The following is a 24305-nucleotide window of genomic DNA, read 5'->3' as shown; positions in this document are numbered from 1 at the left end:
GCCAAACGGCTGATCATCGTCCGACATCAGCCGGTTCGCGCCAGCGTCCGGGCTTCTCCCTCGGCCTTAACTTAGCGGTATTGGGCTAAAGCCTGGACACCAGCGCAGAACGCTAAAAATTCAACTCACCGCCCAGGTGCAACCCATGGGCCAGGTAATCCGACTGGTCCCACGTGACCGCTGGACGCAGCACACCCGAGACTGCCCCGGCACCGGGCGGGATCAAGCCCGGGTGAATGTCCCGGTCGATCTGCTCGGACGCACGAATCACGTTGGGCAGATACAGCACCGTGTAGCCGATGTTGGCGTGCAACCGATCGGTCAATCGGAATCCCAGCCGAATGCCCAACTCCGGGATCATGCTGAATTCATCACGACTCCGCGTGCCGCCGTTGGTCGTCTGTGCCAACAATCCGCCGCCATAGGTCGCCGAGGTGCCTTGATCGTTGATGGTGGTGCTGCCGGCAACCCGCAGCGTTTGTTCGGTGTTACCGATCGCGACCCGCATCGAGGTTTCCAGCCAAGCCCGCTGAAGCAGCATGCGGCGGACGACACCCAGTTGCAGCCCGTGGAACTGGTTGGTGGTCTGGAACTGATCGGACGACGTGATCGTTCGGTCCTGACCGGCCACCAAGCTGCGGCGGTTCTCGTTGATCGCCAGCGTGTCTTCCAGGCGGATGTTTCGGTAACCGATGATCCAATCGGTGCGGTTGCGCAGTCCACAGTTTTGGCAACAGGCGCCATGGGCGGGGCAAAGCGAGATGCGTCCGTCGATCAAGAACGATCGCAGGTCAGTCTCCGAACCGACGCGAACGTCACCGCCGACCAGCCCGGGATAAGCGATCAGCTCGGCCGTCTCGACGCCTTGAGTGATGTCCACGTAGGGACGCCCCAAGATCACCGCGCCGTCGCTCGATCCGTTGTAACCGTCATCGAGCTCGTCCAGTTGAAAGTACTCCATTTCGATCGCAAAATTCTGTTGCGGGGTGATCCACCATCCGCCGCCGAGCAGAAAGCCGCTGACGGAGCCGTCGTTCAGCGAATCGCCCCCAAAGGCAACCGAAGTGCCCGGCTGGCCGAGCACGGCGGCGCTGCCTTGCCCCGTGCCACTAGGGCTGGTCGTCACCAGTGGCGGGCTATCCATTCCCGTCACATCCCAGAGCAGGTATTCGGCGCGAAAAGCAAGCCGGGAATGGAGCCGATTTCGCAGCTCGGGAATCAGCGGATCGAAATGACCGACCGTGTTGTAGATCGGCCCCCCTTGAAAAAGTGGTCCGCTAAAGAGTCCTGTCGCGCCATGGACATTCTGCTGGACGACGGGGGGGCTGGACGCTGCCCCCAGCGTCGGCGGCGGAGCCAATGCATAGGGATCCGAGCTGCGATAGGCCTGACCGTCCACCAGCGAGCCCCCACCTGGTGCGACCAACCCCGCCGGTGCGACGATTTGGTAGGGATCACTCGATGCCGTCCCCGCGACCATCGGCAGCGTATTTCCAGAAAACGATGACGGCGCCGGTTGGGCGGAGCTAAAATCGGCGATCATCAGCACGCCGACCAGCCAACTGAGTTGCGTCAGCGGCGCAAGACCGCGAAAAGGGGTCAGGTACCAAAAATGCGAAGCACCCTGCGGGCCATTTGGTTTTTGGTACCTGACCCCTTTTCGCTCGGCAATCCTGAGATCCAATTGAAACAACGGGCTAGTCTCCGAGCGAAAGAGGAGTGAAAATCGCTTGGATCGCGGATTTTCGATCAAGTTTCTGGTGGCGGATGCCGACAGCCGACGGAAATTCCGATAATTGACCAATTCACGTCAAGATGAAACGATGGGGGCAGCCCCACAAACGCCCGCCCTCCCAACCCCAAGGACCAACCACATGCGTTCTCTCGCTTACGGCGCCGCAATCCTGGCCGCTGCCGGCATCATGTACCTGATCACAATGTCACCGAGTGAACCTGCCGGCCAGACCAATGAGTCTCCGGCAGCTGCCGAGACGGCTTCGATCACTCCGGATGCCGATGTGAACACGGCATCGTTGACGATGAACGTTCCCGAAATGCATTGCCCGTTTGCGTGTTACCCCAGCGTCAAGGAAAACCTGGAAAAGCGATCCGACGTCCTGACCGTGGAATTGGCCCCGCAAAAAGAAGACGGCATCATCGACAATCCGCAGGTCATCGTGACCTACAAAGACGGCTTTGATGCTGACCAGGCGATCGCCCAGTTGGAAGCGGCCGGATTCAGCGGATCAACGGTCGTCAACAACTAGTGGTCGACGTGACCACGGTCACGCCACCAACCGACGGGGTTTTGCTGGTCGGGCACGGGACCCGAGACCCCGAGGGGACAGCCGAGTTTTTTCAACTGGCATCGGTCTTGGCCCGGCGCATGGCTCCGGTACCGGTGGAAGGGTGTTTGCTGGAGTTCCAACACCCCACGATCCCCGAAGCATGGCAGACGCTGGTCCGCCGCGGCGCGACACAGATTTGTGTCGCGCCCCTGCTGTTGTTCGCCGCCGGACATGCCCGCAGCGATATCCCCGATGCCGTCGCCGCCTGCACCGCGGAGACGCCCGGCGTGACGTCCTGCCAATCAGGCCCCCTGTCACGTGCCCCGACAATCGTCGAGCTGTTGGTCCGTCGCATCAAAGAAGCCACACCCCAGGCCGACGATTCCGTCGCCCTGTTGACGGTCGGACGGGGCAGCTATGACCCTTGCGCGAAAGCGGACATGCGAGTGCTCGGTGAAATCGTGGCGCGGCGTTGCGGCATCGGCGGGCACGCGGTCGGCTTTTACGCGATGGCCGAGCCCAAGGTTCCCGAAACGCTGGACGAATTGGCGACCCGTCCGGGGATCCGGACGGTGATCGTCCAGCCGCATCTGCTGTTCCAAGGGCGGTTGTACGACGCGATCGGCACGCAAGTCCACGAGGCTTCGCAGCGGCACCCGAACGTTCAATTCGTCGTCGGCGACTACCTGGGGCCGACCCCCGAGGTCGCCGAAGCGCTGATGCGACGCATCGGCCAAGCGACGCGGTAGACGGTTGGGCGGGGGGCAGGATCGGCCCTGCAGGCGGGTGTTAGTGCCTCGACAAATCTCTTTGCCTGAAGGGCATGCAAATCCGTAGCCTGGGGCAAGCCGATTGAGCGTAGCGAGGCGGCGCCGCCCCAGGAAAACTGCGGCAACGATCTCGGATTTGGCCAACGGCCATGCACATGCCTCGCGTCGGCCCGAACAGTTGTCTATGGCCGTTGGCCAAAATCGTTCCAGAATTCTTTTTGCACCTTGGGCGATGCCCAAGGCTAGGGGTGTAAACGGCCTATGGCCGAATTCTCTCGGTGCGAGCCGGTTTTCACACTCAAGGTTTGCGGTGCCCCCCAGTGTCCTGCCCGGGAGGGCGAATTGCCAAAACACCCGCCGGGAAAACCCACACGGCGGCACTCGCGAGTTTTTGCCCGTCGGTTTATCATTTCGGGCTAACATTTTTCTTCAATTCCACCGATCGCCGCCATGTCCACCGCAACCGAACCTGACGTCAAAGATCCCTATTTCCAATCGTTGTTCGCCGACCGCATCGGCGGGGCCGGCTATGGAAAGAGCACCGAGATCTACAAGTTCGAAAAGATCAAACGCGCCAAACGCAACGCGCTGGCCGCCCACCCGGATCGCCAGTTGCTGGACTTTGGGATCGGTGAAAACGACGCGATGGCCGACGAATCGGTCCGCAACGTGATGGCGGCCGAAGTTAACCGGCCTGAAAACCGCGGCTACGCCGACAACGGCGTGATCGAGTACAAGCAAGCCGCCGCCCGGTTCATGAAGCGACACTTTGACGTCGACCTGGATCCGGCGACGCAAATCAATCACTGCATCGGCAGCAAACCCGCCTACGCGATGTTGCCGGCATGTTTCATCAATCCCGGCGACGTGACGATGATGACCGTACCGGGCTATCCGGTCGCGGGGACGCACACGCGCTACTACGGCGGTGACGTGTTCCGATTGCCGCTATTGAAAGAGAACAACTTTCTGCCGGATTTGGATTCGGTGCCCGAGGACGTCTACCGACGCACCAAGTTGCTGGTGTTGAACTATCCCAATTCGCCGACCGGACGATTGGCGACGCCGGAGTTTTTCGCCAAGGTGGTCGCACTGGCCAAGGAAAAAGAGTTTGTCGTCGTGCATGACGCGGCGCATCTCCTGCTGACCTTTGACGGCAAGCCGACCAGTTTCTTGCAAACGCCCGGCGCGCTGGATGTCGGCGTCGAAGTGCATTCGATGAGCAAGGGCTATGACATGATCGGATGGCGGATGGGATTCGTCGCCGGTCACGAACGTATCGTGTCCGCCTTTGCCGACGTCAAGGACAACAGCGACAGCGGTCAATTCATTGCGACTCAAAAAGCTGCCGCCGCGGCACTCGATGACGATTCGATCCCCGCGCGGATCAACGCGAAGTATCGTCGCCGGATGGAAAAGCTGGTCGCAGTTCTGAAAGAATGTGGTTTCGATTGCGAAATGCCCGGCGGGACGTACTTCCTGTACACGCCCGCGCCGACCGGGACCGAAAGCGGCGAGACGTTTGAAAAGGCCGAGGACGCCACGCGGTTCCTGATCGAACAACTCGGGGTCGTCACCGTGCCGTGGGACGACGCCGGAGCGTACCTGCGTTTCAGCGTCACGTACGTGGCCGACAGCGAAGCCGACGAAGACGCTTTGATGGCCGAAACCAAACGCCGGCTCAGCGAAGCCAAGTTCACCCGCGGTTAGGCGGCTCCCGATCACAAACCGAGCCGTAGGCGCTAGCCTCGGGCCTCCCGATCGCAAACCGAGCCGCAGGCGCTAGCCTCGGGCCTTACAAGCCTCGCAGGGCAATCAAGGCCCGCGGCTAGCGCCGTCGGCTCATAAGTCGGGGCATTGTCCGCCAGCCTACGGGCCCTTCCCAATGTGTCGGCCGGGCATCCACAGCATCGCGAACACCAACAGCGTGCAAGCCCGCGCCGGCCAGTCACCGATCATCAGCACCAGACTGGTCCGGCTGTCGATGTCGGGCGTGGCGATCACACATCCGTTGTCGCCTTGGGGCAGTTCGTCGACGACTCGGCCGTTGCTGTCGATCCACACCGTCGGACCATTGTTGGCCGCCGACAGGATCGGGCGACGGCAGGCCACGGCGACCAGCTGCGCGCATCGTTTGTGATGCACGACGACGCTGGAATCATCGAACCAGGCGTCGTTGGTGACCGTGACGATCGCGTCGGGTAACCCTTGATCGTCGTCATTGAGTTCACGCAGGTGATTGATCGCGACGCGTTCGACCGCGGTCTCGATGCAAATGTTGGGGCACAAGGTGGTCCCGCCGACCGTGAACCGTTTGGCATGTTCGCCCGGCGTGAGCCCCAGATTCTTGGGCACCCAATCTCGCACCATCGGCAGGTGTTTGACCAGCGGGATGTATTCGCCGAACATGACCAGGTGCATCTTGCCGTACCAGTCGCGGACCTGGCCGTCGGCCCCCACGTGAACGATCCCGCTGTACATCTTCGTCGTCGCACCGTCGTCGATCACGCCGCAGCCACCGATCACAGCGGGTCGAGACGCGTCGGGGCCGTTGTGGGTCGCCAGCATTGCCTGAAGGGAGGCGGCGCGAAACTGAAACCGCTTGCGGTGCTCGGCGATCATCGCCCGCTCTTCATCCTCGGTCAGTCCCAATTCACGCGCCATCGCGCCGTTGCCCTCGCCGGCCATCCAAGGGATTCGGCCGGTGAACATCGACTCGGGCCAAACGACCGCATCGATCGAACGCTCCGTGGACTGGAACGTTCGGATCGATTCTTGTGCGTAGGCATCGAACAATTCCAATTCCCGCGATGGGTCTTGATCGTATTCCACCGGCTCGTTGCGTCCGATCAGCGCGATCGTGGTTTCTGACGACCGGGACGGTTGGCTGAGACGATACCGGCCGTACAGAAACGTAGCCGACACGAGCGCGAGCGCGACAACGCTGCAAACCCGAACGCCCCCGATCAACGGTTTCTCGATCAACGGTCTCTCGGCAGCCGTCTCATCGCGCGTCTGCTCATCATGCGTCGGCGTTGATGTACTGGTCGCCGCTTTTCCTCGCGACTGCCACGCCGCAATCAACGCCACGTTGACGACGACGATCACCAACGAAACCGCGTAGCTGCCGCCCAAGTCGGCGATTTGAATCATCGTCGGGACGTCGGCCAGGGTGTGCCCCAGCATGGTCGCGGAAATGCCGGTCAACAGGTAGTTGCGAACGCACTCGATCGCCACCCATGCCAGCGGCGCGGCAAGAATCATCGCAACGCCGTTTCGCATCAAACGCCGCAACGCCACCACAAAGGCGATCGGATAGATCCCCAGATAGGCGGCCAGCGCGATCCAGCAGGGATAGATCAACGGATTGGCGAACCGCAGTCCCTGCAGCGTCAGCGCCCAGTAAGCGGCACCGGCCAGGTACAACACCGCGTACTGTCGCCGCGAGATCGTTGCGCGTGTCGCGGCAACCAGCAGCGGCGTGACGGCGACGGCAGCCAACGGCCACCACGCCAACGGGGGCTGGCTCAGCCAAGGCACGATCAACGACGCCAGCGCGATCAGCCACCACGTCCGCCCGATCGGCGACTTGGCCGTCGGTGGTTCGGTGCTCGGCCGGTCTTCGGCGGACAAAGTTCGATCGCCAGACAATGTTTCAGACCGCATGGATTCAGCAGGGGGGGCCGAGGTGTTCATGCCCCAGATGGTACGGAAATCTGGCGGCCAGCGGAATTCGGATCCGGCCCCCCCAGACGTCTGATGCCGGAAACCTGCTAGATTAATGAAGCCGGCTTGCTCGCCTTAAGATACGATCTGACTCTCGGTCCGATTCCTCCTTCTCTCAGTCTTTTCTCACGCGTCGATTCGACATGAAGCCCCCCGAATACCTTGGCCCCTACCGAATCGGCGAGACCCTCGGCAAGGGTGGAATGGGATCGGTGTTCAAGGCCCAGCATGCCAAATCGGGTCAGGACGTGGCGGTGAAATTGATCTCGGCTCAAATGTCCGACGAAATGCGATTTCGACGGCGATTTGACACCGAAATCAAAACACTCAAGCTGCTCAGCCATCCGAACATCGTCAAATTGATCGGGTTCGGCGAGGAGCAGGGCATGCTGTTCTATTCGATGGAGTATGTCCAAGGCGACACGCTGCAAGAGCTGATCCGCCGCGAAAAGAAGCTGCCTTGGATGAAGGCCATCGAGATCGCGATTCAAGTTTGTGCGGCACTCAAGCACGCCCATGATTTTGGGGTGACACATCGTGATTTAAAACCGGCCAATCTGGTCGTCCAGCACGACGGCACGGTGAAGCTGCTGGATTTCGGCATCAGCAAGATCTTCGGCCAGGACCAAACCGCCGCCGGATCGATCATGGGCACCGCCGATTACATGGCACCCGAACAGGCCAACGGCAGCGGCGTCACGTCACGGACCGATCTGTTCGCACTGGGCTGCGTGATGTACGCGATGCTGTGCGGCAAGCCGCCCTTTCGCGGCAAGAACATCACCGAAGTCATCTCGGCGCTGCAGCACAAGGACCCCGTCTCGCTGGACCTGGTCGATCCCGATTTGCCCGACGATGTCGTGCAGATCGTGATGGAACTGTTGGAGAAACTTCCCGAGGATCGACCGCCGACCGCACTGGCGGTGATGAATCGATTGAAAGCGATGCGCGCCGGATTGCATCGGCTGCAGACCTTGTCCGATCGCCCCGGCGATGAATCGGATGCTGCCGCCGGCACCGACACCAAGCATCAGCCGCCGGAAGTTCCGGCCGACAACCATCCCGCCGACACGGATCGATCGGAGCACCAGATCGATACCACCGACGCCGAAAAGAAACCCGACGGTAACGCCAGCAAGGCACCCTCGGGCAAAACGCGTCCCGAAGACACTCTCCCGTTTTGGGACATCGATGACGACGGCCAGACGGCGTCGGGCAGCGTCGACCCGGCGGCGCCGACCGTGCATACCGAGGGCCATGACGGAAAACAGGCGACCGTGCTCGGGACCGCGGTCACGGCACCACTGGACGGTGATCCAGACGGCGATCCAGACGGTGATCCAGACGGCGATCAGGACGCGAGCCGGGCAACGGCCGGCGACGCCGGCTCCAGCAACATCGACACCTCCGTCACCTCGGGCGGCAAGACACACTTTCAAACAGTTTCCGACGGCGATGTGCGCGAAGGTTTCTTTGTGTCGCCCAAAGCCCAGACGGAGCACCCGGCGCTGCGCGCCGTTTCGATCGCCGCGCTCTCACTGTTGCTGATCGCCGGCGCCGTGTTCTTGTTCCTGTCCACACGTGGACCGACGGCGGAGGAATTGCTCGCCAAGATCGACACCCCGGATCAATCCGCCCAGTCGTTTCAAGTTCAAAATGAAATGGAACGATTCCTGAAACTGTTTCCCGATCATCCCAGGGCCGACGAGATCCGACAGCGGGAGCAGATCTATCGTGTCGAGGCGGCGGTGCGGCGTTTGAAGTTGAAGGCCAAGTTGCGAACCAGCGAAGGGCCGTTGCATGAGGCAACGTTTCTGCAAGCAATGGAATTGCGGCAGAACGATCCGCGCGCCGCGGTCGAAAAACTGCGTCAATGGATCGCCGTGTTTGCCAACGAGTCGGCCGACCAAGACGGCGAGGGGTCGCGTCTGGTCGAGTTGGCCACATTCGAAATCGACCGGCTGACCCAGGCTCAGACCGAAACCGACGGCTCACCGGGAGACCCCAAGTTGAGCGAACTGATGCGGCGGATCGACAACGCCGAACAATTGCCCGACCAGAAACGCAGGACGTTACTCGAAGGCATCGTCACACTCTACGAAGGCCAACCCTGGGCGGCGCCGGCCCGCGAGCGTGCCAAACGTCTACTGCACGGCCCCTCGCAATCCGGCGGCCCTGGTGTGACTGGCTCCGGTGCTGCTGGCTCCGGTGTGACAGAACAGCCCGGCCGGGACGGCGGCGACCCAGCGGAGTGAATCGCCCTCCAATCAAGACCGGAACCAGCCCACGGATAGCAGCGCGAACCCACGGATGACTCGCAGCCTGGGATCCGTGGGTTCGCGCTGCTATCCGTGGGGGCATCGGTTGCAGTGTGTGCGATGCGTTTCGGCGGACGTCCCTGCCTGGGCAATCGGAACGGTGCCAACGTCCCACTCACTCCTGGTCCAGCGACAGCTTCCCGGCGCGTCCGGCGGCCCAGTTCTTCAGCCCTTCCAATCGCTGTTTGCCGCGGGCGTAATAGGTTTCGTCCAGCGAATCCAAATGTTCCGCCGCGCTCCGTCGATACGCTTCCTCGCCGGCCTCGCTGGCGCGGATCTGAAACAACACCATCACGGAATCAGAAACGGCCGAGGCGATTTCCTGATGCCCGGCGATCGTCGGATGGATATGGTCGGCGAACCGTTGTGGATCCTCGATCCCATCAGGAAGCGGTCTCAACTGCGAGTCGGTTTGATCAAACAATTGATCGCATCGGATCGGTTTCAATCGATGCCGCTGGGCGAGCTGCAAAAGGGTTTCGATGATCGGCGTGCTCGCGCGCAAGGGGCACACGTCGTGATCGCGCGCCGCGTAAAGATGGAACCTCGCTTGATTTGCTCGGCCGTTTTCCCAGTGCAACCTTCCGGCCAGATAGTGTGCTCCGGCATGCTCGGCATCAACTTTCAAACACGCGTCGCAGGCTGCGATGCGTTGGTCGAACGCGATCGAGGGATCTTGAGCGACCGATAAGTGGCGTCGGAATTCCGCCAGTGACGCGTCGTCCAATTCCGCCGGCAGCACTTTAAACGGCGGCGTCTTGACCACATCGCTGGTCGGCACACACAACAGCAACGGAACCTCGGCGGCGGCGCACATGCCGATCATGCGTTCTAGCGTGACGCGAAAATGCTCCACCACGCCGCGTCGCCATTGGTCGTCACGGACATAACGTTCCATGCCGTCGACATAGTCCAGTCGGGTTTGCAGCGCCGGCGACAAATTCTGACGCGGGGACGCCGGGGGCTGCAAACGCCGACGCAGCGATTGGACCAGGTAAGACGATTGGGCCAGTCGCTGTAGCGGACTCCGTTGCCATGCGATCGTGTTGTAGCTGCGTTCTTCCAGAAACTCGTTGTGGCCGGTGTACAGCACGATCGCGTCGGGCGAGTGCGCCAGGATTTCGTCCAAGATGATCGCGACGCGGTAACTGGCGTAGGAAACGCCACCACAATTGACGACTTCGTAGACGTGGGACGGATCCTGTGCCTGTAGCCGCAACTCCATCCATTTGGCAAACGCGGTTTCGGTTTCGTAAGGCCGGCCCTGGACGGTCGACCCGCCGAGCACGAAGATACGTCGCACGTTGGCGGCTTTTGCTGCGGCAAACGAGGCAGGACGAAAGAAGTTCCATCGTGATTCGGGAATCATCCAACGCGACGAGTCGTCCGATTGGACGAACAGCGATGACTGCCCCGATGTTTCAAACACGGGATCGCGGGCCAGGTCGGACACGTCGACACGCCGGGTGCTGCGAAGGTAAAGTTCCGCCGCAACCAACGGCAACATTGCCAACGCGATGCAGATCAACCGGAATGCCCACACGCGCCGCGTCGATAGTTGCGGTGACGTGGACCTTGGGGGCGTTTCGATATTTGATCGGTCCGGCACTTGAAATCAAAACTCCTATCGCAATGAATACGGATCGAATTTACTTGACCGGTTACCGGGGCACGGGAAAAACCACCGTCGGAAAACTGATTTCCGCCCAACTGGCCACCGAGTGCGTCGATTTGGATGACGTGATCGAGCAAGCCGCGGGGAAATCGATCCGCGAGATTTTTGCCGAAGGCGGAGAGGAGCTGTTTCGCAATTGGGAATCACGCTGCCTGGGCCAGGTCGCCGCCGATCAGGCCCGAGGACGCGTGATCTCGCTCGGCGGGGGGGCGATTCTGCGTGATCAGAATCGGCAAGTGATTCGCCAGACCGGGGTTTGCATTTGGTTGACCGCCGGCGCGGACGTGATCGCCGATCGTCTGTCCACCGACCAGACCACCGGCCAGCGCCGCCCCGCGTTGACGGACTTGTCGGCGGTCGAAGAGATTCGTGAATTGCTTGCACGCCGCGAACCGCTGTATCGCCAATCGGCCGATTTTGTTTTGGAGACCGACCAGAAATCCCCCGAGCAATTGGCCGCGGAGGTGGTCGCATGGTTGAGTGAGTGATTGGATGGGGGGCGGAAAGCCTAGCAGCACCCAATGCCAGCACCCAATGCCAGCACGCAGCGTCAGCAAGTGGTTTTCCGCATCTGCTTCGATTGGGCTAGACAGTCGCCGTCCTCTCCGAGGTCGGCGCGGGCCAAAGCGTTGCTTTTCCGATCCGCCGAGTTCGGAGAACACGGCGACTCACGCTTCCCGCTGGCATGAACCTTTGGTTTCGATTGGCACAATCGAGCCCCTTCGGTCGTTTCATCACCATCGGCCGAAAACCGGTCTTTTGCCCAGATCGCCAAACTCGGTACCCTTTCCTAAAACCCTTCGTGGCGGCGGCGCGCTGTTCGATCGCCCGCCGTCTTGCGTTCCGATATTTTTTGACGTTTGAATTGAAAGGATACTCCCGTGTTGATCGCCGCTTCTACTGAATGCTTCCCCGGTCTCGAATTACTCGGCGCGATCGAACTGGCTTCCGACTTGGAATTCACCGCCGTCGAGATCGCGATTCACGAGTCCGGGAACGTCAAACCGAGCGAACTGCTGGAGGATATGGATCGCTCCATTCAATTGCTCCGCCACACGCACCGGCTGGACATTTCCGGCTACAGCGTGCAATTGGCCTCCACCGGCGCCGACCATTACCAGGAATTCGCCAAGCTCTGTTGGCTGGCCAAGACCACCAAGGTGGTCACCATCACGGTCCCCTCGGCCGAGCAGGGCACCCCGTTCAATGAGGAGGTGGAACACCTGCAAAAACTGGTCGAGATCGGCGAAGCGGAAGGCGTTCGAGTCAGCGTGAAGAGCCAGTTGGGGTGCTTGAGCGAGGATCCTGATACCTTGATGGTGCTGTGCAACAACGTCGATGGGCTGGGGATCACGCTGGACCCGAGCGTCTACATCACCGGTTCGGCCAAGGGAAAGAGCCTGGACAACATCCTAAAGTTCGTCTGCAACGTGCACCTTCGCGACACCCGTCCGGATGCATTTCAGGTCAGCGTCGGTCAGGGCGAAGTCGATTACGGAAAACTGATCACCCAGTTGGAACGCGAGAAGTACGATCGCGCGTTGACCGTCAACATGACGCCGATGGAAGGCTTGGATCACCGAGTCGAATTGCGAAAGCTGCGGCGATTGCTCGAGACTCTTGTGTAGAAAACCTGGGATAGAGCTTTTGCCGTGTCCGCCGACGACAGTTCAGCCGAAAAGCGAGGGGGGGCGGAATCCGTTGACGCTTTCGACTCCATCGAAGCCTTCGGTGCGGCGGTCGGGCACGTGCTCGGCGGCTCGGCCCCACCACGGCTGCAAGGCCCACTGATTCCCGTCACGGGCCGGTGTTTCGCGCCCGCACTCAGCCCCCGGCTGTCCTACGGTCGGCACCGCGGCCCGGCCCGCTTGGACTCCCGTCGGGCGGCCGTCGCGATCGTCGTTTACCCCCATCGGCCGACCGGGCGGTTGTGCTTGACGCTGACGCGCCGCCCCAAGGCACTGTCGCATCACGGCGGACAGATCTGTTTGCCGGGCGGTCAGATCGAACCCGGCGAGTCGCCGCTTGAGGCCGCCTTGCGGGAATACCGGGAAGAGCTGGGGGTGTCGCCCCAGGTGATTCAAGTCGTCGGGCGCTTGAAACCGATCTACGTGTTCGCCAGCGACAATCTGGTCGAGACACTCGTTTTGACCGCCGGAGGCCCGATCGGCGATTGGAATCCCGATCCGGTGGAGGTCGACGAGGTGATTGAGATGCCCCTGGAGAGTGTGGTGCAACTCGGGGGCGGCGCGGTGGCTTCGTCCTGCCCGCCCTGCAAGATCATCACGGAAAAACGGGACCGCATCGGTAAGAAACAGGGGACCGGCGAGGTATTCCAGTACAGATTTGGACACCCGGCGATCGAGTTTAGCGATTTCCTGGGGCGTCGACGTGTCGTCTGGGGCGCGACCGCCATGCTTCTCGGAGAGCTTGCCGACGCGGTTTGCCTTGCCATCGACGACCGCGCGGGGTGAAATTCTCGCTCCGGCTAACTTGGCCGACCACCGGCAGCGTCCTACAATTCGCACTCGAGTATCGGCGTGCTGTCGCCGGCCTCCACTTTTCCCTGTCGTTTTCTTGAGGACCAGAACCATGGCTTCAGATGCCGTGAAAGAATTTACTGATGACAACTTTGACGCCGAAGTCCTGCAAGCCGATGGCGCGGTGCTCGTCGATTTTTGGGCACCTTGGTGCGGCCCCTGCCGTGCGATCGCTCCGATGATCGATCAATTGGCCGAGGAGAACAGCAACGCCAAGATCGGCAAACTGAACATCGACGACGCGCCTAGCGTCGCCCAGAAGTTCGGGATCACCGGTATTCCGACGTTGCTGTTGTTCAAAAACGGCGAAGTCGAGCACAGCTTCCGCGGTGGCAACACCACCAAAGCCGCCCTCCAGGAAGCGATCGACGCGTCGGTCTAAAGCGAAATGCTTCAATACCTCCGCCTGCTCGAAGACATCCTGGAATCCGGCTCCGATCGCGGCGACCGGACCGGCGTCGGCACACGAAGCCTGTTCGGCCGTCAGCTGCGATTCGATTTGTCCGACGGATTCCCGTTGCTGACGACCAAGAAACTGCACATCCGTTCGATCATCATCGAGCTGCTTTGGTTTCTGCGCGGTGACACCAACATCGCCTGGTTGAATCAGAACGGGGTCAGGATCTGGGACGAGTGGGCCGACGAGAATGGCGACTTGGGCCCGGTTTATGGGCACCAATGGCGTTCCTGGCCGACCCCCGATGGGGAGACGATCGACCAGATCGCCTGGGTCGAAAACGAAATCCGCACCAACCCGCTTTCGCGCCGGCTGATCGTGTCGGCCTGGAACGTCAGCGAGGTCGGTGCGATGGCGTTGCCGCCCTGTCACACGCTGTTTCAGTTCTATGTCAGCGACGAACGGCTTTCGTGCCAGCTGTATCAACGCAGCGCCGATGTCTTTCTGGGGGTGCCCTTCAACATCGCCAGCTATGCACTGTTGACGATGATGATGGCCAACGTCACGGGGCTCAAGCCGGGCACGTTCGTGCACACCTTCGGCGACGTGCACTTGTACCAGAATCATTTCGAGCAAGCCCGGGAGCAACTGACGCGGGAACCGAAGCCGTTGCCGGAGTTGTTGATCCGCCGTACGCCCGAGTCGATCGATCAATTCGTCTACGACGACTTCGAAGTCGTCCGTTACGAGCCCCACCCGCACATCAAGGCCCCCGTTGCGGTCTGACAGTCGGCATCCTTTCCGAGGTCGGCGCGGGCTAAAGCCTCGCTGTTTCGAGCACGCCGAGTATCGGAGAACACGGCGACACTCCGAATCGCATCGTCAACCGATAAAGTGCCCCCTTTGCGCGAACCACCCATCAGGACGGACATCGAATTGGAGCGCAGCGCTAGTTCCCCTCCCGTCACCGCCGTCGTCGCGATGACCCCTAGCGGGGTGATCGGATTGGACGGCACCATGCCGTGGCGGCTCCGCGAGGACCTGCAGCGGTTCAAGAAGATGACCATGGGGGGCGTGCTGGTGATGGGCCGCAAGACCTTTGATTCGATCGGGCGTGCGCTTCCCGGGCGGCGGACGATCGTCGTCTCGCGGCAACGGGGACTCGACTACGAAGGCGTTGAATTGGCGCCGTCACCCGAAGCGGCTCTGCAGCAGGGCGGTGACGCAGCGATCTACGTGGTCGGCGGGGCGGAAATCTACCGTCAACTGATCGATCGTTGCGACCAGGTCTACTTAACACGCGTCCTTTCCGGGGTCCGCGGCGACACCCGACTGGAGCTGGATCTGTCGGATTTCCACACCGTGGAGCAGTTTCGCGTGCCTGCGGGGCCCCGCGATGTGGTCCCGACGGAGTTTTTTCGGCTGGTCCGGAAACGGGGAAACGAAAATTCCTGAAAAGGCGAGAAAGTGGCCATTGAGCAAAAAGGGGACCATTCGCTATAGTCCGGGATTCTTGGCCAGCACTTTTTCTGACTTTCTGTGGTCGCGGTCCCTTTGCGGGGCGCCTCCCACCGCAGATGTGCTGTGTCTTCATAGTTTTAGCACGATGATTTTGCAGGAGCATCGCCATGCCCCGTTTGTTGGGCGTCGACATCCCGAACGACAAACAGATCCAGTATTCGTTGACCTATCTCTACGGCGTCGGCCTTCACACGGCCCGCGAAGCGTGCGAGAAGCTGGGCGTGGAACCGACGCGCCCCGCCAGCGATCTCGGGGAAGACGAACTGGGTCAAATCGCAGCACTGCTGGAACGTGATTACACGGTCGAAGGACCGCTGCGTCGTCAAACGACCCAGAACATCAGCCGGCTGCGTGAGATCAAGTCGTACCGCGGCATGCGTCACCGCATGGGATTGCCGGTTCGTGGACAGCGGACCAAGACGAATTCCCGCACCCGAAAAGGCCCCAAGAAGACCGTCGCCGGAAAGAAGGGCGTCAAGGATCTTCGCTAATCGCGCGGACGGACTCGGCCGCGGCATGATCGTGGGCCGGCTTCTCCGATGCGTTTCCCAAGACAGATTTTCGTTCGGTCCGAGACAGCTTCGGCGCCCGCCGCGCCGCTGCCCTTCGGCCCCAGTTCAACCATCAACCGTTTGTAGTTTTTAGGACTTTGCAGTGGCAAAGAGCAACAAGAAAAAGCGAGTACGGCGTAACGTGACCAACGGCATCGCCCATGTTCACGCGACGTTCAACAACACGACGGTGACGATCACCGACGTCAAAGGCGACACGCTGTGCTGGGCCAGTGCCGGAACCAGCGGGTTCAAAGGCAGCCGCAAAAGCACCCCCTTTGCCGGTCAGTGCGCCGCCCAACAAGCCGCCGAAAAAGCGGCCAAGTTCGGCATGCGGGACGTCGAAGTGCGTGTCAAAGGCCCCGGATCGGGACGTGAAAGTGCCATCACCGCGCTGCAAGCAGCCGGATTGAAGGTCAAGCTGATCGAAGACGTCACGCCGATTCCGCACAACGGATGTCGGCCGCGGAAAAAGCGTCGCGTCTAGTCGACCGCTTTCACGTCTACTCCTTTACACCCGCATTTGCACTCCCAAGCGACAGGATCACAACCATGCATATCCGTTGGCGTGGAATGGAACTTCCCAGCAACCTGGAAGTTGACCGCGATTCCCTATCCCAAACGTACGGCAAGTTCATCGCCGAGCCCTTCGAACGCGGTTTCGGAACCAGCGTCGGAAACAGCCTGCGACGCGTCCTGCTGAGCAGCCTGATGGGCAGCGCCGTCACGCAGATCAAGATTCGTGGCGCCCAGCATGAGTTCACCAACATCCCCGGCGTGCTGGAAGATGTGACCGAAATCGTCCTGAACGTCAAAAGCTTGGTCGTCCGCAACCACAGCGAAGCGACGCGGGTGATCACCGTCGAAAGCGACAAAGCGGGTGAGCTTCGTGCCGGTGACATCCAGACCGATTCGGATGTCGAAATCATCAACAAAGACCTCGTGTTGGCCACGCTGACCGAAGACACACCGTTCATGATGGAAATGGTGGTCGAAAACGGACGCGGTTACGTCCCCGCCACCGAGCACAGCAGCGCCGACCACGAAATCGGCATCATCCCCGTCGATGCGGTCTACAGCCCGATCACCCGGGTCCGCTACGAAGTCGAAGAAACCCGCGTCGGCCAAAAAACCAACTACGACAAACTGAACCTGGAAATCTGGACCGACGGAAGCGTCAATCCGGAACTGGCACTGGTCGAATCGGCCAAGATCCTTCGCAAACACCTCAACCCGTTCGTCCAATACCGCGAACTCGGTCCCAGCATCTTCTCGGCCGCCCGCGGCGGAGCGGGTTCGCCCGAGGCACAGCTTGAAGCCAAGCTGAACATGACGCTGGCCGACCTGCGTTTGTCGGTGCGTGCGAACAACTGCCTGGAAAGTGAAAACATTCAAACGGTTCGCGATCTCGTTCAACGCAACGAGGACCAACTGTTGGAAGTCCGGAACTTCGGTGACACCACGCTGAACGAAGTCCGTGAAAAACTGGCTCAATACGGATTGCACCTCGGCATGCGAGTGCCCGCGCAACCGATGTTCTAGCGGACGCAAACACTGCGTTGCCGCCGGAATCCCACTTTGCAAACACAACCATCCAACCCTATCCGAAAACGTCATGCGACACCGACGACGTGGCCGCACGCTGGGACGTAGTCCCAGCCACCGAAAGGCCCTGCTGAAAAACCTTGCCAGCGCTCTGTTCTTGACCGAGCGTGACGCCGAACTCGATGAAAACGCACCCAAGGTTGCCGGACGAATCACCACCACCTTGCCCAAAGCCAAGGAAGTGCGGTCGCTGGTCGAAAAGTGCATCACCATCGCCAAAAAATCATTGCCGCACGCCGAAGAAGCCGCCAAGTACGCTTGCTCGGCCGACCGCGGCAGCGACGAGTATCGCAAGTGGCGGAAGAGCGAAGACTGGCAAAAGTGGGCCGCGGCCCGTGCCCCGGTCGTCGCCGCTCAGCGACGCGTCGTGCAATTGATCGGTGACAAGCAAGCCACCGCCATCCTGTTCGACACGATCGCCGAACGTTACGTCGATCGCGACGGCGGTTACACCCGCGTCGTGCGTCTGGCGATCCCGCGACTCGGTGACGCCGGCACGCGAGCGATCCTGGAACTGGTCGGCAAGAATGACCGCGTCTCGCGCAAAGCCGAACGACCTTCGTTCGCCGACGATTCCGACAGCGGCGACAGCCAAGCCGAAACGCCGCAAGAGCAAGAGCCCGTCGCAGCCGCCGCCGATTCGGAAGAAGAAAAGGCCTAGCGACACCAGGTACGATGGCCCTTCCGGGCCGTCGTCGGTGCCTGGTTTTCAGGTAGTGGACGAGGCGACGAGTCCATTCGGGCTGCGAACTGCGAGGACTCCTCGCGCCGTCCACGGATCCGCCTTGGACGGAGATGCGAATCGCACGCCCTCAGGAGTGAGGGATAAAACAGCAAAGCGACCTTCACCCACACGCCGCCGCGTCGACAAACCAACGCGTCGGTCGGATGCGTTGGGAAGGATAACGTGCCGGGTCTTCCGCTCCAAACAAGACCTGCTTCAAGGCGTCTTGCTTCGCTTCTCCGGTGATGATGAACCAGGTGTTGCGTGCCGACTCGATCGCCGGATAAGTCATCGTGTAGCGGAAGGCGTCGAATTTCGGCACCCAGTTTTCGATGAACCATCGTTTCTGCTCGCCCAGCCCCAGCGTGTCGGGAAACAGTGAAGCGGTGTGGGCATCGTCGCCCATGCCCAACAGGACCAGATCCCAGTCGGGCACGGGGCCGTGGAAATGCTGGCGGAGCGTTTGCTCGTACTGCTCGGCGGCCTTGGCTGGCGATTCCACATCCACCGGCACGGCGTGGATATTTTGCGGCGGAATGTCGACCTTGCTCAGCAGTGCGGTGTGGACCATGCGGAAATTGCTGTCGTCGTGGTCGTGTGGCACGTTGCGTTCGTCGCCCCAAAACCAATGGATCCGATCCCACGGCAGCTCGCGTTGGCTGAGCATTTCGTAGACCCGACGCGGCGTGGAGCCTCCCGACAGGGAGACGCGGAAGACGCCGTTTTTTGCGACCGTCTGTTCGGCGAGTTGACAAAACGAATCGGTCACGGCCTGTTGCAGCAACGCGGTATCGGCGAAGGGTTCAAAGGGGTATTGCATCAGAGAGCGATGGGGCTGTGAGACGGGAATGACGAATCGCGAACAGGTCAAGCCGACCGTAGGGCGAGCGTTTTGTCAACGTCTACTATTGCCGGACGCGGAACTCACCAACAGTTTCGGCCGTCGCGGGTCGCTCGCCCACCAGCTTGTTGATTCAGGCCGCGACGTGTCCCGCTGAACATGCATGCCATCCCGGTGGTGCGCGACGTGTAGAATGGGGCGTCGTCTTTCCCCGACACCGATTCCCCGATTCCATCTACCCGGAGCCTCCAATGATCCATCGAATTGTTTTGGCGTTCGTCAGTGCAGCCGCTGTTCTGCTTGTCGCCCCACGGGCCGACGCAGAAGTCTCCGTCACAATTTCGAAAATGCACCTTTGCTGTGGGGCGTGTGTCAAAGGCGTCGAAGGGGCGTTAGAGAAAGTGGAAGGTGCGTCGGTCAAGGCCGATCAAAAGAGTGGAACGGCGGTGTTGACCGCCGAAGACGCAAAGACCGCGCGTCGGGCACTCGGTGCAATCGCTCGGGCCGGATTTCATGGCGACACCGACCACGCCAAATTGAAAATCAAAGACAACAGTGGCGTCAAGCAAGGCACCACCAAACGTCTGGAACTGGTCGGAATCCACAACTGCTGCGCGGGCTGCAACAAAGCGATCAAAGCGGCGATCGCGTCGGTCGAAGGCGTCCAGGCCGATACCGCCAAAGCGAAACGCAAGACGCTGGTCGTCGAAGGCGAATTCGATGGTCTGGCCCTCGTCCAGGCACTCAACAAGGCCGGTTTTCACGTGCGAGCCAAAGGAGCCGCTCAGGAGGCAGCTGCGAAGCGAAAGCAGAAGGCCGACGGCGACAACACCGACCAGTAATCGACACGGCGCGGGTGACCGATGACGCGTTGCTTCACGATCACGACTGCCAGACAGTCGGTGTGCTGCTTGCTGTTGGTTCTGGCGTTTTCGCCAGGATGCAATCGCGATACACCCGACCCGGAGGTCGACGGTCCGAATCCCGGCGCAGCGGTTTCTGAGGCAACCCTGGACGAAGCGCGGGGGCAGATCGCGGCGGGACACTTCGATGCCGCGCGAGCGGTGATCGCGCGCTACCTGCAGGACCACCCCGACGATCCCGAAGGCTTGGAAATGGCCGGCGACGGCGCGGTCCAAGCCGACGACCCCATCGCTGCGACCAAGTTTTATCAAGCCGCGGTCGCAGCCGCGGAAGTACCATCCAAGCAGTTGTGGCTGAAATGGGCGGGCGCGACGGTCAGCGATCAGCGTCCGTTCGAAACCATCGCGGTCTTGCGCGACGCCGTCCAGGTTTACCCCGACGTCTTGGAGATCCGGCAAAACCTGGCCAGTCTGCTCGCCCGCGTCGGCTTGCAACACCAAGCGGCCGAGCACCTTCGATGGCTGGTCCAACACAAGCATAGAAGCCAGAACGTCTTATTGATCTTGGCCGATCTGAATCGACCGCAAACGTTTGCGCCGACCTGCGAGTCGGCACTCCGCCGTCATCCAGATGACCTGCGGCCAAGGTTTTCGTTAGCCCAGCTCGACGCCGCACAGTCCAAGTGGAATGAGGTCGAACAAGCACTCGCGGCGGTCGTCGCCAGGCACCGCGATTTCGTGCCCGCCCTGGCGTTGTACGGCCGCGCGTTGGTCGAACTCGACAGAACCGAAGCGGTCCGGCAATGGAGTCAATCGCTGCCGCCGCAGATCGAAGGCGATCCTCAGTACTGGTTGGCGGCAGGAATCTGGGCGTCCCGCCAGGAGGCGACGGAGCAGGCTGCCCGCGCGTATTGGGCGGCCGTGCGACTGGATGAGAATGATCCCGAATCGCTCCAGGGGCTATCGGCGTCGCTGGCCAAACTGGGACGAACCGAGCAGGCCCGGGTTGCGGCCGACCGCGCTGAAAACCTTGCCATGCTGCGGAGCCACACCACCACGCTGGCCACTTGGGATTATGACTCGCAAACCGCGGTCGTCGATCTCGCTCGCACGCTCTACGATCTGGGGCGACTGTGGGAGGCGACGAGCTGGTTGATGGCCGGGGCATCGATGCAACAGCACCCCGATCCTCGCTGGGAGCAAACGCTGCGCAAGATTCGCGCGGAACTGAAGGGATCCACGCCATGGCAGCTGCCCGATTCGTTGGTTTCCACCAAGATAGACTTGTCGTCATATCCGGAGGTTGCCTGGCGACAATCTTCCGACGATGTTTCCCCGTCGTTAGCGGAACCTGCTGATCCCGAACGCTCGCTTGTTGGACCGGCCGTTTCGCGGGAACGGGCAGTTCCTGGCCTCCGAGACGGCTTCGGTGTGGCCGCTCCATTTCGTGACGAAGCCGCCACGCGGTCGCTGAAACACGTTTGTGCGATCGACAAACCCGACGATCAGGAAGCGGGGCTGATGATTTATCAATCGGGCGCAGGCGGCGCAGGCGTGATCGATTTTGATTTGGACGGCTGGCCCGATCTTTACCTGACGGTGATGGACGGAACGCCCGATCGCCAAGACTCGCGGCCCAATCGCCTGCATCGAAACCTTGCGGGCGAATTCTCCGATGTCACCGCCGCTGCGTCGCTGATCGATCGCGGGTTCGCTCAAGGCATCTCGGTGGGAGACTACGACGCCGACGGATGGCCGGACGTCTATGTCGCCAACATTGGACCGAACCAGTTGTACCGAAACAACGGCGACGGGACGTTTCAGGAGGTCACCGAAAGATGCGGGCTGGGTCGAAAAGAACCGGGCGGAAGCGGCTGGACGACATCGGTCGCGATCGCCGACCTGAACGGTGATGGCCAGGCAGACATTTACGAAGTCGGTTACTGCCGAGGCGAGCAGCCGTTGACCCTGGAATGCATCGATCCGTCGGTCGATCAGCCCCGGTCCTGCAATCCCATCGCCTTCGATGCCGAACCGGATCGAATCTGGGCCGGCAACGGTGATGGCACCTTTCACGACGCAACCGATTGGCTGGGACCGCACGAACCGGGACGGGGATTTGCATTGGTGGTCGGTGACCTGGACGGCCGCCGCGGCTTGGAAACCTACGTGGCCAACGACATGACCGCCAATCACTTTTGGGCGAAACGGGACGGCACGAACGCATTCGGTCTTTCCGAACAGGCCGGCGTGAGAGGTCTGGCGTTCAACCGCCGATCCGCCGCCCAGGCTTCCATGGGCATCGCCGCAGCCGATGCGGACCGGGACGGCGACATCGATTTCTTGCTGACACATTTTGTCGATGATCACAATACCTACTATCGCCAGGACAGCCCGGGAGTCTGGTCGGATGAGTCCCAGGTTGCAGGTTTTGCCGAATCATCGCAACCCATGCTCGCCTATGGCACCCAGTGGATCGACGTTGACAACGACGGCTCGCTGGAAGTCTTCATCGCCAACGGTGACATCGACGATTTTCGATCCCAAGGTCGAGCGTTTCGCCAAAGGGCACAATTGCTGAAACAGGTCACGCGCGGACGCTGGCAGGTGACAGCGGCGGATCAACGCGGCGGTTACTTTGGTGAACACAAACTTGCCCGCGCCGTTGCAACCTTGGACGCCAACCGAGACGGTCGCTGTGACTTGATCGTCACCCATCTGTTTGATCCCGTTGCGTTGCTGATCAATCAAACGGCGACCAGCGGAAAACAAACACGTTTTTTCCTGCGGGCCAGATCCACCCATCGCGATGCGATCGGCACGCGGGTCCGATTCACGACCGACACCGGGACGCTTGAACAGTCACTTTTGACCGGAAACGGATTCCAATGCGTCAACGAAGCCTGCGTCGCGTTCGGCACCTGCGACGCCGAAACGCTCCGCAATGTCCAAGTGACTTGGCCCGATGGGATCGACGAATCGCTCGGCAAACTGGACAGCGGCGCTGATTATTTGGTCACGCAAGGAGCGGGCGTTTGGCGGCTCGGCAGCTGATGTGATCGCCCCTCTTCGCAGACGTGACGCATTTTATTATCAACGCGACGCATTTTATGATTGCGTCACCACTCACGGTCGCCCTAACTTTTGATGCAGCCGATGCTTCCATTGGAGCGGTTTTACGGCTCAGTCTTTCTCTATCATTTTAGGTGTTCATGTGACCAACCCTATTGCAAAGCGAAGAGGCGGCTTCACCCTCGTCGAGCTGCTTGTCGTCATCGCCATCATCGGCATTCTGGTCGGTCTGCTGCTGCCGGCCGTCCAAGCGGCGCGCGAAGCGGCACGACGGATGAGTTGCAGCAATAACTTCAAGCAACTCGGCATCGGCATCCACAACTACCACGCGGCCTACAAGCAACTGCCGACTCACGGTGCGGGAACGTTGCCGGGCACCCCGGAGCCTTGGTTCCGAAGCTCGAATGTGTCCAACCGAATGCGATTGAGCATGCTGGTTCCGATCTTGCCGTTCATCGAGCAGCAGGCGTTGTGGGACGACATCAGCAACCCGAACGCGGAGCGCACCGACGGGAACACGAGTGCGGCGGTGGGAACACCGGCCAATCCCTGGCCGCCGATGGGGCCGACACCGCAGGTGATTCAGTACATCCCGTGGACGACCGAAGTTCCGACGTACCGCTGCCCCAGCGATCCCGGCGTCGGTCTGCCGGCATTGGGGCGAACCAATTACGCCGCCTGTCTCGGTGACTCCTCATGGCTGCTTCACTTAGCCAATCGCAACAACAACCGAACTCAGATCACGACGGGTCGAAGCCGTCAATCCAACGCGGCACACCGCGGCTTTTTCAAACCGCTGCAAGAAGCAAAATTCCGCGACGTTTTGGACGGACTGTCCAACACGATTGCGATGGGAGAAATCATCACCTATTTACAAGACAACGATAACCGCGGCCAAGTGACCGAATCGTCGCGAAACCAAAGCGCCCCCGGTGTCTCGTTGGCGAATCTTCGTGACAACCCATCGATCTGTTCGCCGTTGATCGATCCGGATCGCCCCAGATTTTGGGACCCGCAATACTTCATGACGTCTCGAGCCCTGTTTGCCCGCGGGTTCCGCTGGGCCGACCAAGGCCCGTTTTTCACCGGTTGCCTGACCATCTTGTCGCCCAACCGCGAGCTCTGTGGACCGTACAACACACTGGGCACGACCCTGATCGCGACCATGTCCAGTCGCCACCAAGGCGGCGCCCACGTGTTGATGGGCGACGGGGCGGTCAAGTTCATCACCGACTCGATCGACGCAGGTGATTCAACCGCCGGCAGCGTTTGGCTGAACGGGACCGGCGGACAACTGCCCGGTTCGGTCAGCCCCTACGGACTGTGGGGCGCCCTCGGCACGCGTGCGAGCAACGAAACGATCGACGAAGAGATCTAGCTGTCGACCGCCGCTCAATTTTTGTACTTGACGATG

21 protein-coding genes are annotated in these 24305 nt (G+C 61.0%); 17 read left to right on the top strand and 4 right to left on the bottom strand.

The annotated features are described in order from the left end of the window. Window positions 1–112 precede the first annotated feature (112 nt). Window positions 113–1693: a BBP7 family outer membrane beta-barrel protein gene (locus tag Mal15_RS22790; RefSeq protein WP_147869870.1), complete on the bottom strand. Its 1581-nt coding sequence runs from the start codon at window positions 1691–1693 to the stop codon at window positions 113–115. A 181-nt stretch (window positions 1694–1874) separates the two neighbouring features. On the opposite strand from Mal15_RS22790, the gene Mal15_RS22785 reads away from it, so the two are divergent. The 3 genes from Mal15_RS22785 to Mal15_RS22775 all read left to right on the top strand — a co-directional run bounded on the left by Mal15_RS22785 (window position 1875) and on the right by Mal15_RS22775 (window position 4768). After that, the gene (locus tag Mal15_RS22785; protein ID WP_147869869.1) at window positions 1875–2267 is read left to right on the top strand and encodes a heavy-metal-associated domain-containing protein; all 393 of its coding nucleotides are present in this window, start codon (window positions 1875–1877) and stop codon (window positions 2265–2267) included. A gap of 8 nt (window positions 2268–2275) precedes the next feature. Beyond that, the gene (locus Mal15_RS22780; RefSeq protein WP_233902971.1) at window positions 2276–3037 is read left to right on the top strand and encodes a sirohydrochlorin chelatase; all 762 of its coding nucleotides are present in this window, start codon (window positions 2276–2278) and stop codon (window positions 3035–3037) included. A gap of 471 nt (window positions 3038–3508) precedes the next feature. Beyond that, window positions 3509–4768 (top strand): LL-diaminopimelate aminotransferase, encoded by a 1260-nt coding sequence (locus Mal15_RS22775; RefSeq protein WP_147869868.1) that lies wholly within the window; start codon window positions 3509–3511, stop codon window positions 4766–4768. 159 nt (window positions 4769–4927) lie between these two features. Here the strand turns inward: Mal15_RS22775 and lnt are convergent, their stop codons facing one another. After that, entirely contained in the window at window positions 4928–6724 is a 1797-nt protein-coding gene (lnt, locus tag Mal15_RS22770; protein ID WP_167546997.1) for an apolipoprotein N-acyltransferase, read from the bottom strand. A 203-nt stretch (window positions 6725–6927) separates the two neighbouring features. Between lnt and Mal15_RS34445 the strand changes: the two genes are divergently transcribed. Next, complete coding sequence (locus Mal15_RS34445) at window positions 6928–9039, top strand: serine/threonine-protein kinase (RefSeq protein ID WP_199773717.1); 2112 nt, start codon at window positions 6928–6930, stop codon at window positions 9037–9039. Between the two features lie 178 nt (window positions 9040–9217). On the opposite strand, the gene Mal15_RS22760 is transcribed toward Mal15_RS34445, so the two are convergent. Next, window positions 9218–10645, bottom strand: coding sequence for an SGNH/GDSL hydrolase family protein (locus Mal15_RS22760; protein ID WP_147869866.1), 1428 nt, complete (start codon window positions 10643–10645; stop codon window positions 9218–9220). A gap of 89 nt (window positions 10646–10734) precedes the next feature. Here Mal15_RS22760 and Mal15_RS22755 point away from each other — a divergent pair, with 89 nt between their 5' ends. The 10 genes from Mal15_RS22755 (at window position 10735) to Mal15_RS22710 (ending at window position 18052) form a co-directional block, all read left to right on the top strand. Beyond that, entirely contained in the window at window positions 10735–11265 is a 531-nt protein-coding gene (locus Mal15_RS22755) for a shikimate kinase (protein WP_147869865.1), read from the top strand. Between the two features lie 393 nt (window positions 11266–11658). Next, window positions 11659–12405 carry a sugar phosphate isomerase/epimerase family protein gene (locus tag Mal15_RS22750; RefSeq protein WP_147869864.1) on the top strand — a complete coding sequence of 249 codons (747 nt, stop codon included), beginning with the start codon at window positions 11659–11661 and terminating at the stop codon, window positions 12403–12405. Between the two features lie 24 nt (window positions 12406–12429). After that, a complete protein-coding gene (locus Mal15_RS22745; RefSeq protein ID WP_147869863.1) occupies window positions 12430–13251 on the top strand; it encodes an NUDIX hydrolase in 822 nt (273 codons plus the stop codon). A gap of 118 nt (window positions 13252–13369) precedes the next feature. Continuing rightward, window positions 13370–13699 (top strand): thioredoxin, encoded by a 330-nt coding sequence (trxA, locus tag Mal15_RS22740; RefSeq protein ID WP_147869862.1) that lies wholly within the window; start codon window positions 13370–13372, stop codon window positions 13697–13699. 6 nt (window positions 13700–13705) lie between these two features. Then, entirely contained in the window at window positions 13706–14500 is a 795-nt protein-coding gene (locus Mal15_RS22735; protein WP_147869861.1) for a thymidylate synthase, read from the top strand. 117 nt (window positions 14501–14617) lie between these two features. Further along, the gene (locus Mal15_RS22730) at window positions 14618–15169 is read left to right on the top strand and encodes a dihydrofolate reductase (protein ID WP_233902970.1); all 552 of its coding nucleotides are present in this window, start codon (window positions 14618–14620) and stop codon (window positions 15167–15169) included. A gap of 185 nt (window positions 15170–15354) precedes the next feature. Then, on the top strand, window positions 15355–15726 hold the full coding sequence (gene rpsM, locus Mal15_RS22725; protein WP_147872374.1) for a 30S ribosomal protein S13: 372 nt from the start codon (window positions 15355–15357) through the stop codon (window positions 15724–15726). A 163-nt stretch (window positions 15727–15889) separates the two neighbouring features. Beyond that, window positions 15890–16273, top strand: coding sequence for a 30S ribosomal protein S11 (gene rpsK, locus Mal15_RS22720; protein WP_147869860.1), 384 nt, complete (start codon window positions 15890–15892; stop codon window positions 16271–16273). Window positions 16274–16338: 65 nt separating this feature from the next. Beyond that, window positions 16339–17328 (top strand): DNA-directed RNA polymerase subunit alpha, encoded by a 990-nt coding sequence (locus Mal15_RS22715; protein WP_147869859.1) that lies wholly within the window; start codon window positions 16339–16341, stop codon window positions 17326–17328. Between the two features lie 73 nt (window positions 17329–17401). Continuing rightward, window positions 17402–18052 carry a bL17 family ribosomal protein gene (locus Mal15_RS22710; protein ID WP_147869858.1) on the top strand — a complete coding sequence of 217 codons (651 nt, stop codon included), beginning with the start codon at window positions 17402–17404 and terminating at the stop codon, window positions 18050–18052. Window positions 18053–18236: 184 nt separating this feature from the next. On the opposite strand, the gene pgl is transcribed toward Mal15_RS22710, so the two are convergent. Further along, a complete protein-coding gene (gene pgl, locus Mal15_RS22705) occupies window positions 18237–18935 on the bottom strand; it encodes a 6-phosphogluconolactonase (protein WP_147869857.1) in 699 nt (232 codons plus the stop codon). Window positions 18936–19207: 272 nt separating this feature from the next. On the opposite strand from pgl, the gene Mal15_RS22700 reads away from it, so the two are divergent. The 3 genes from Mal15_RS22700 (at window position 19208) to Mal15_RS22690 (ending at window position 24269) form a co-directional block, all read left to right on the top strand. After that, window positions 19208–19798, top strand: coding sequence for a heavy-metal-associated domain-containing protein (locus tag Mal15_RS22700; RefSeq protein ID WP_233902969.1), 591 nt, complete (start codon window positions 19208–19210; stop codon window positions 19796–19798). A 21-nt stretch (window positions 19799–19819) separates the two neighbouring features. After that, on the top strand, window positions 19820–22873 hold the full coding sequence (locus Mal15_RS22695) for an FG-GAP-like repeat-containing protein (protein ID WP_147869856.1): 3054 nt from the start codon (window positions 19820–19822) through the stop codon (window positions 22871–22873). A gap of 160 nt (window positions 22874–23033) precedes the next feature. Next, window positions 23034–24269 (top strand): DUF1559 domain-containing protein, encoded by a 1236-nt coding sequence (locus tag Mal15_RS22690; RefSeq protein WP_233902968.1) that lies wholly within the window; start codon window positions 23034–23036, stop codon window positions 24267–24269. Window positions 24270–24305: the final 36 nt, after the last annotated feature.

This window comes from Stieleria maiorica (assembly GCF_008035925.1).
Taxonomy (GTDB): Bacteria; Planctomycetota; Planctomycetia; order Pirellulales; family Pirellulaceae; genus Stieleria; species Stieleria maiorica.
Note: the sequence above shows the minus strand (reverse complement) of the source record. Positions and strands in the feature narration are given on the sequence as shown.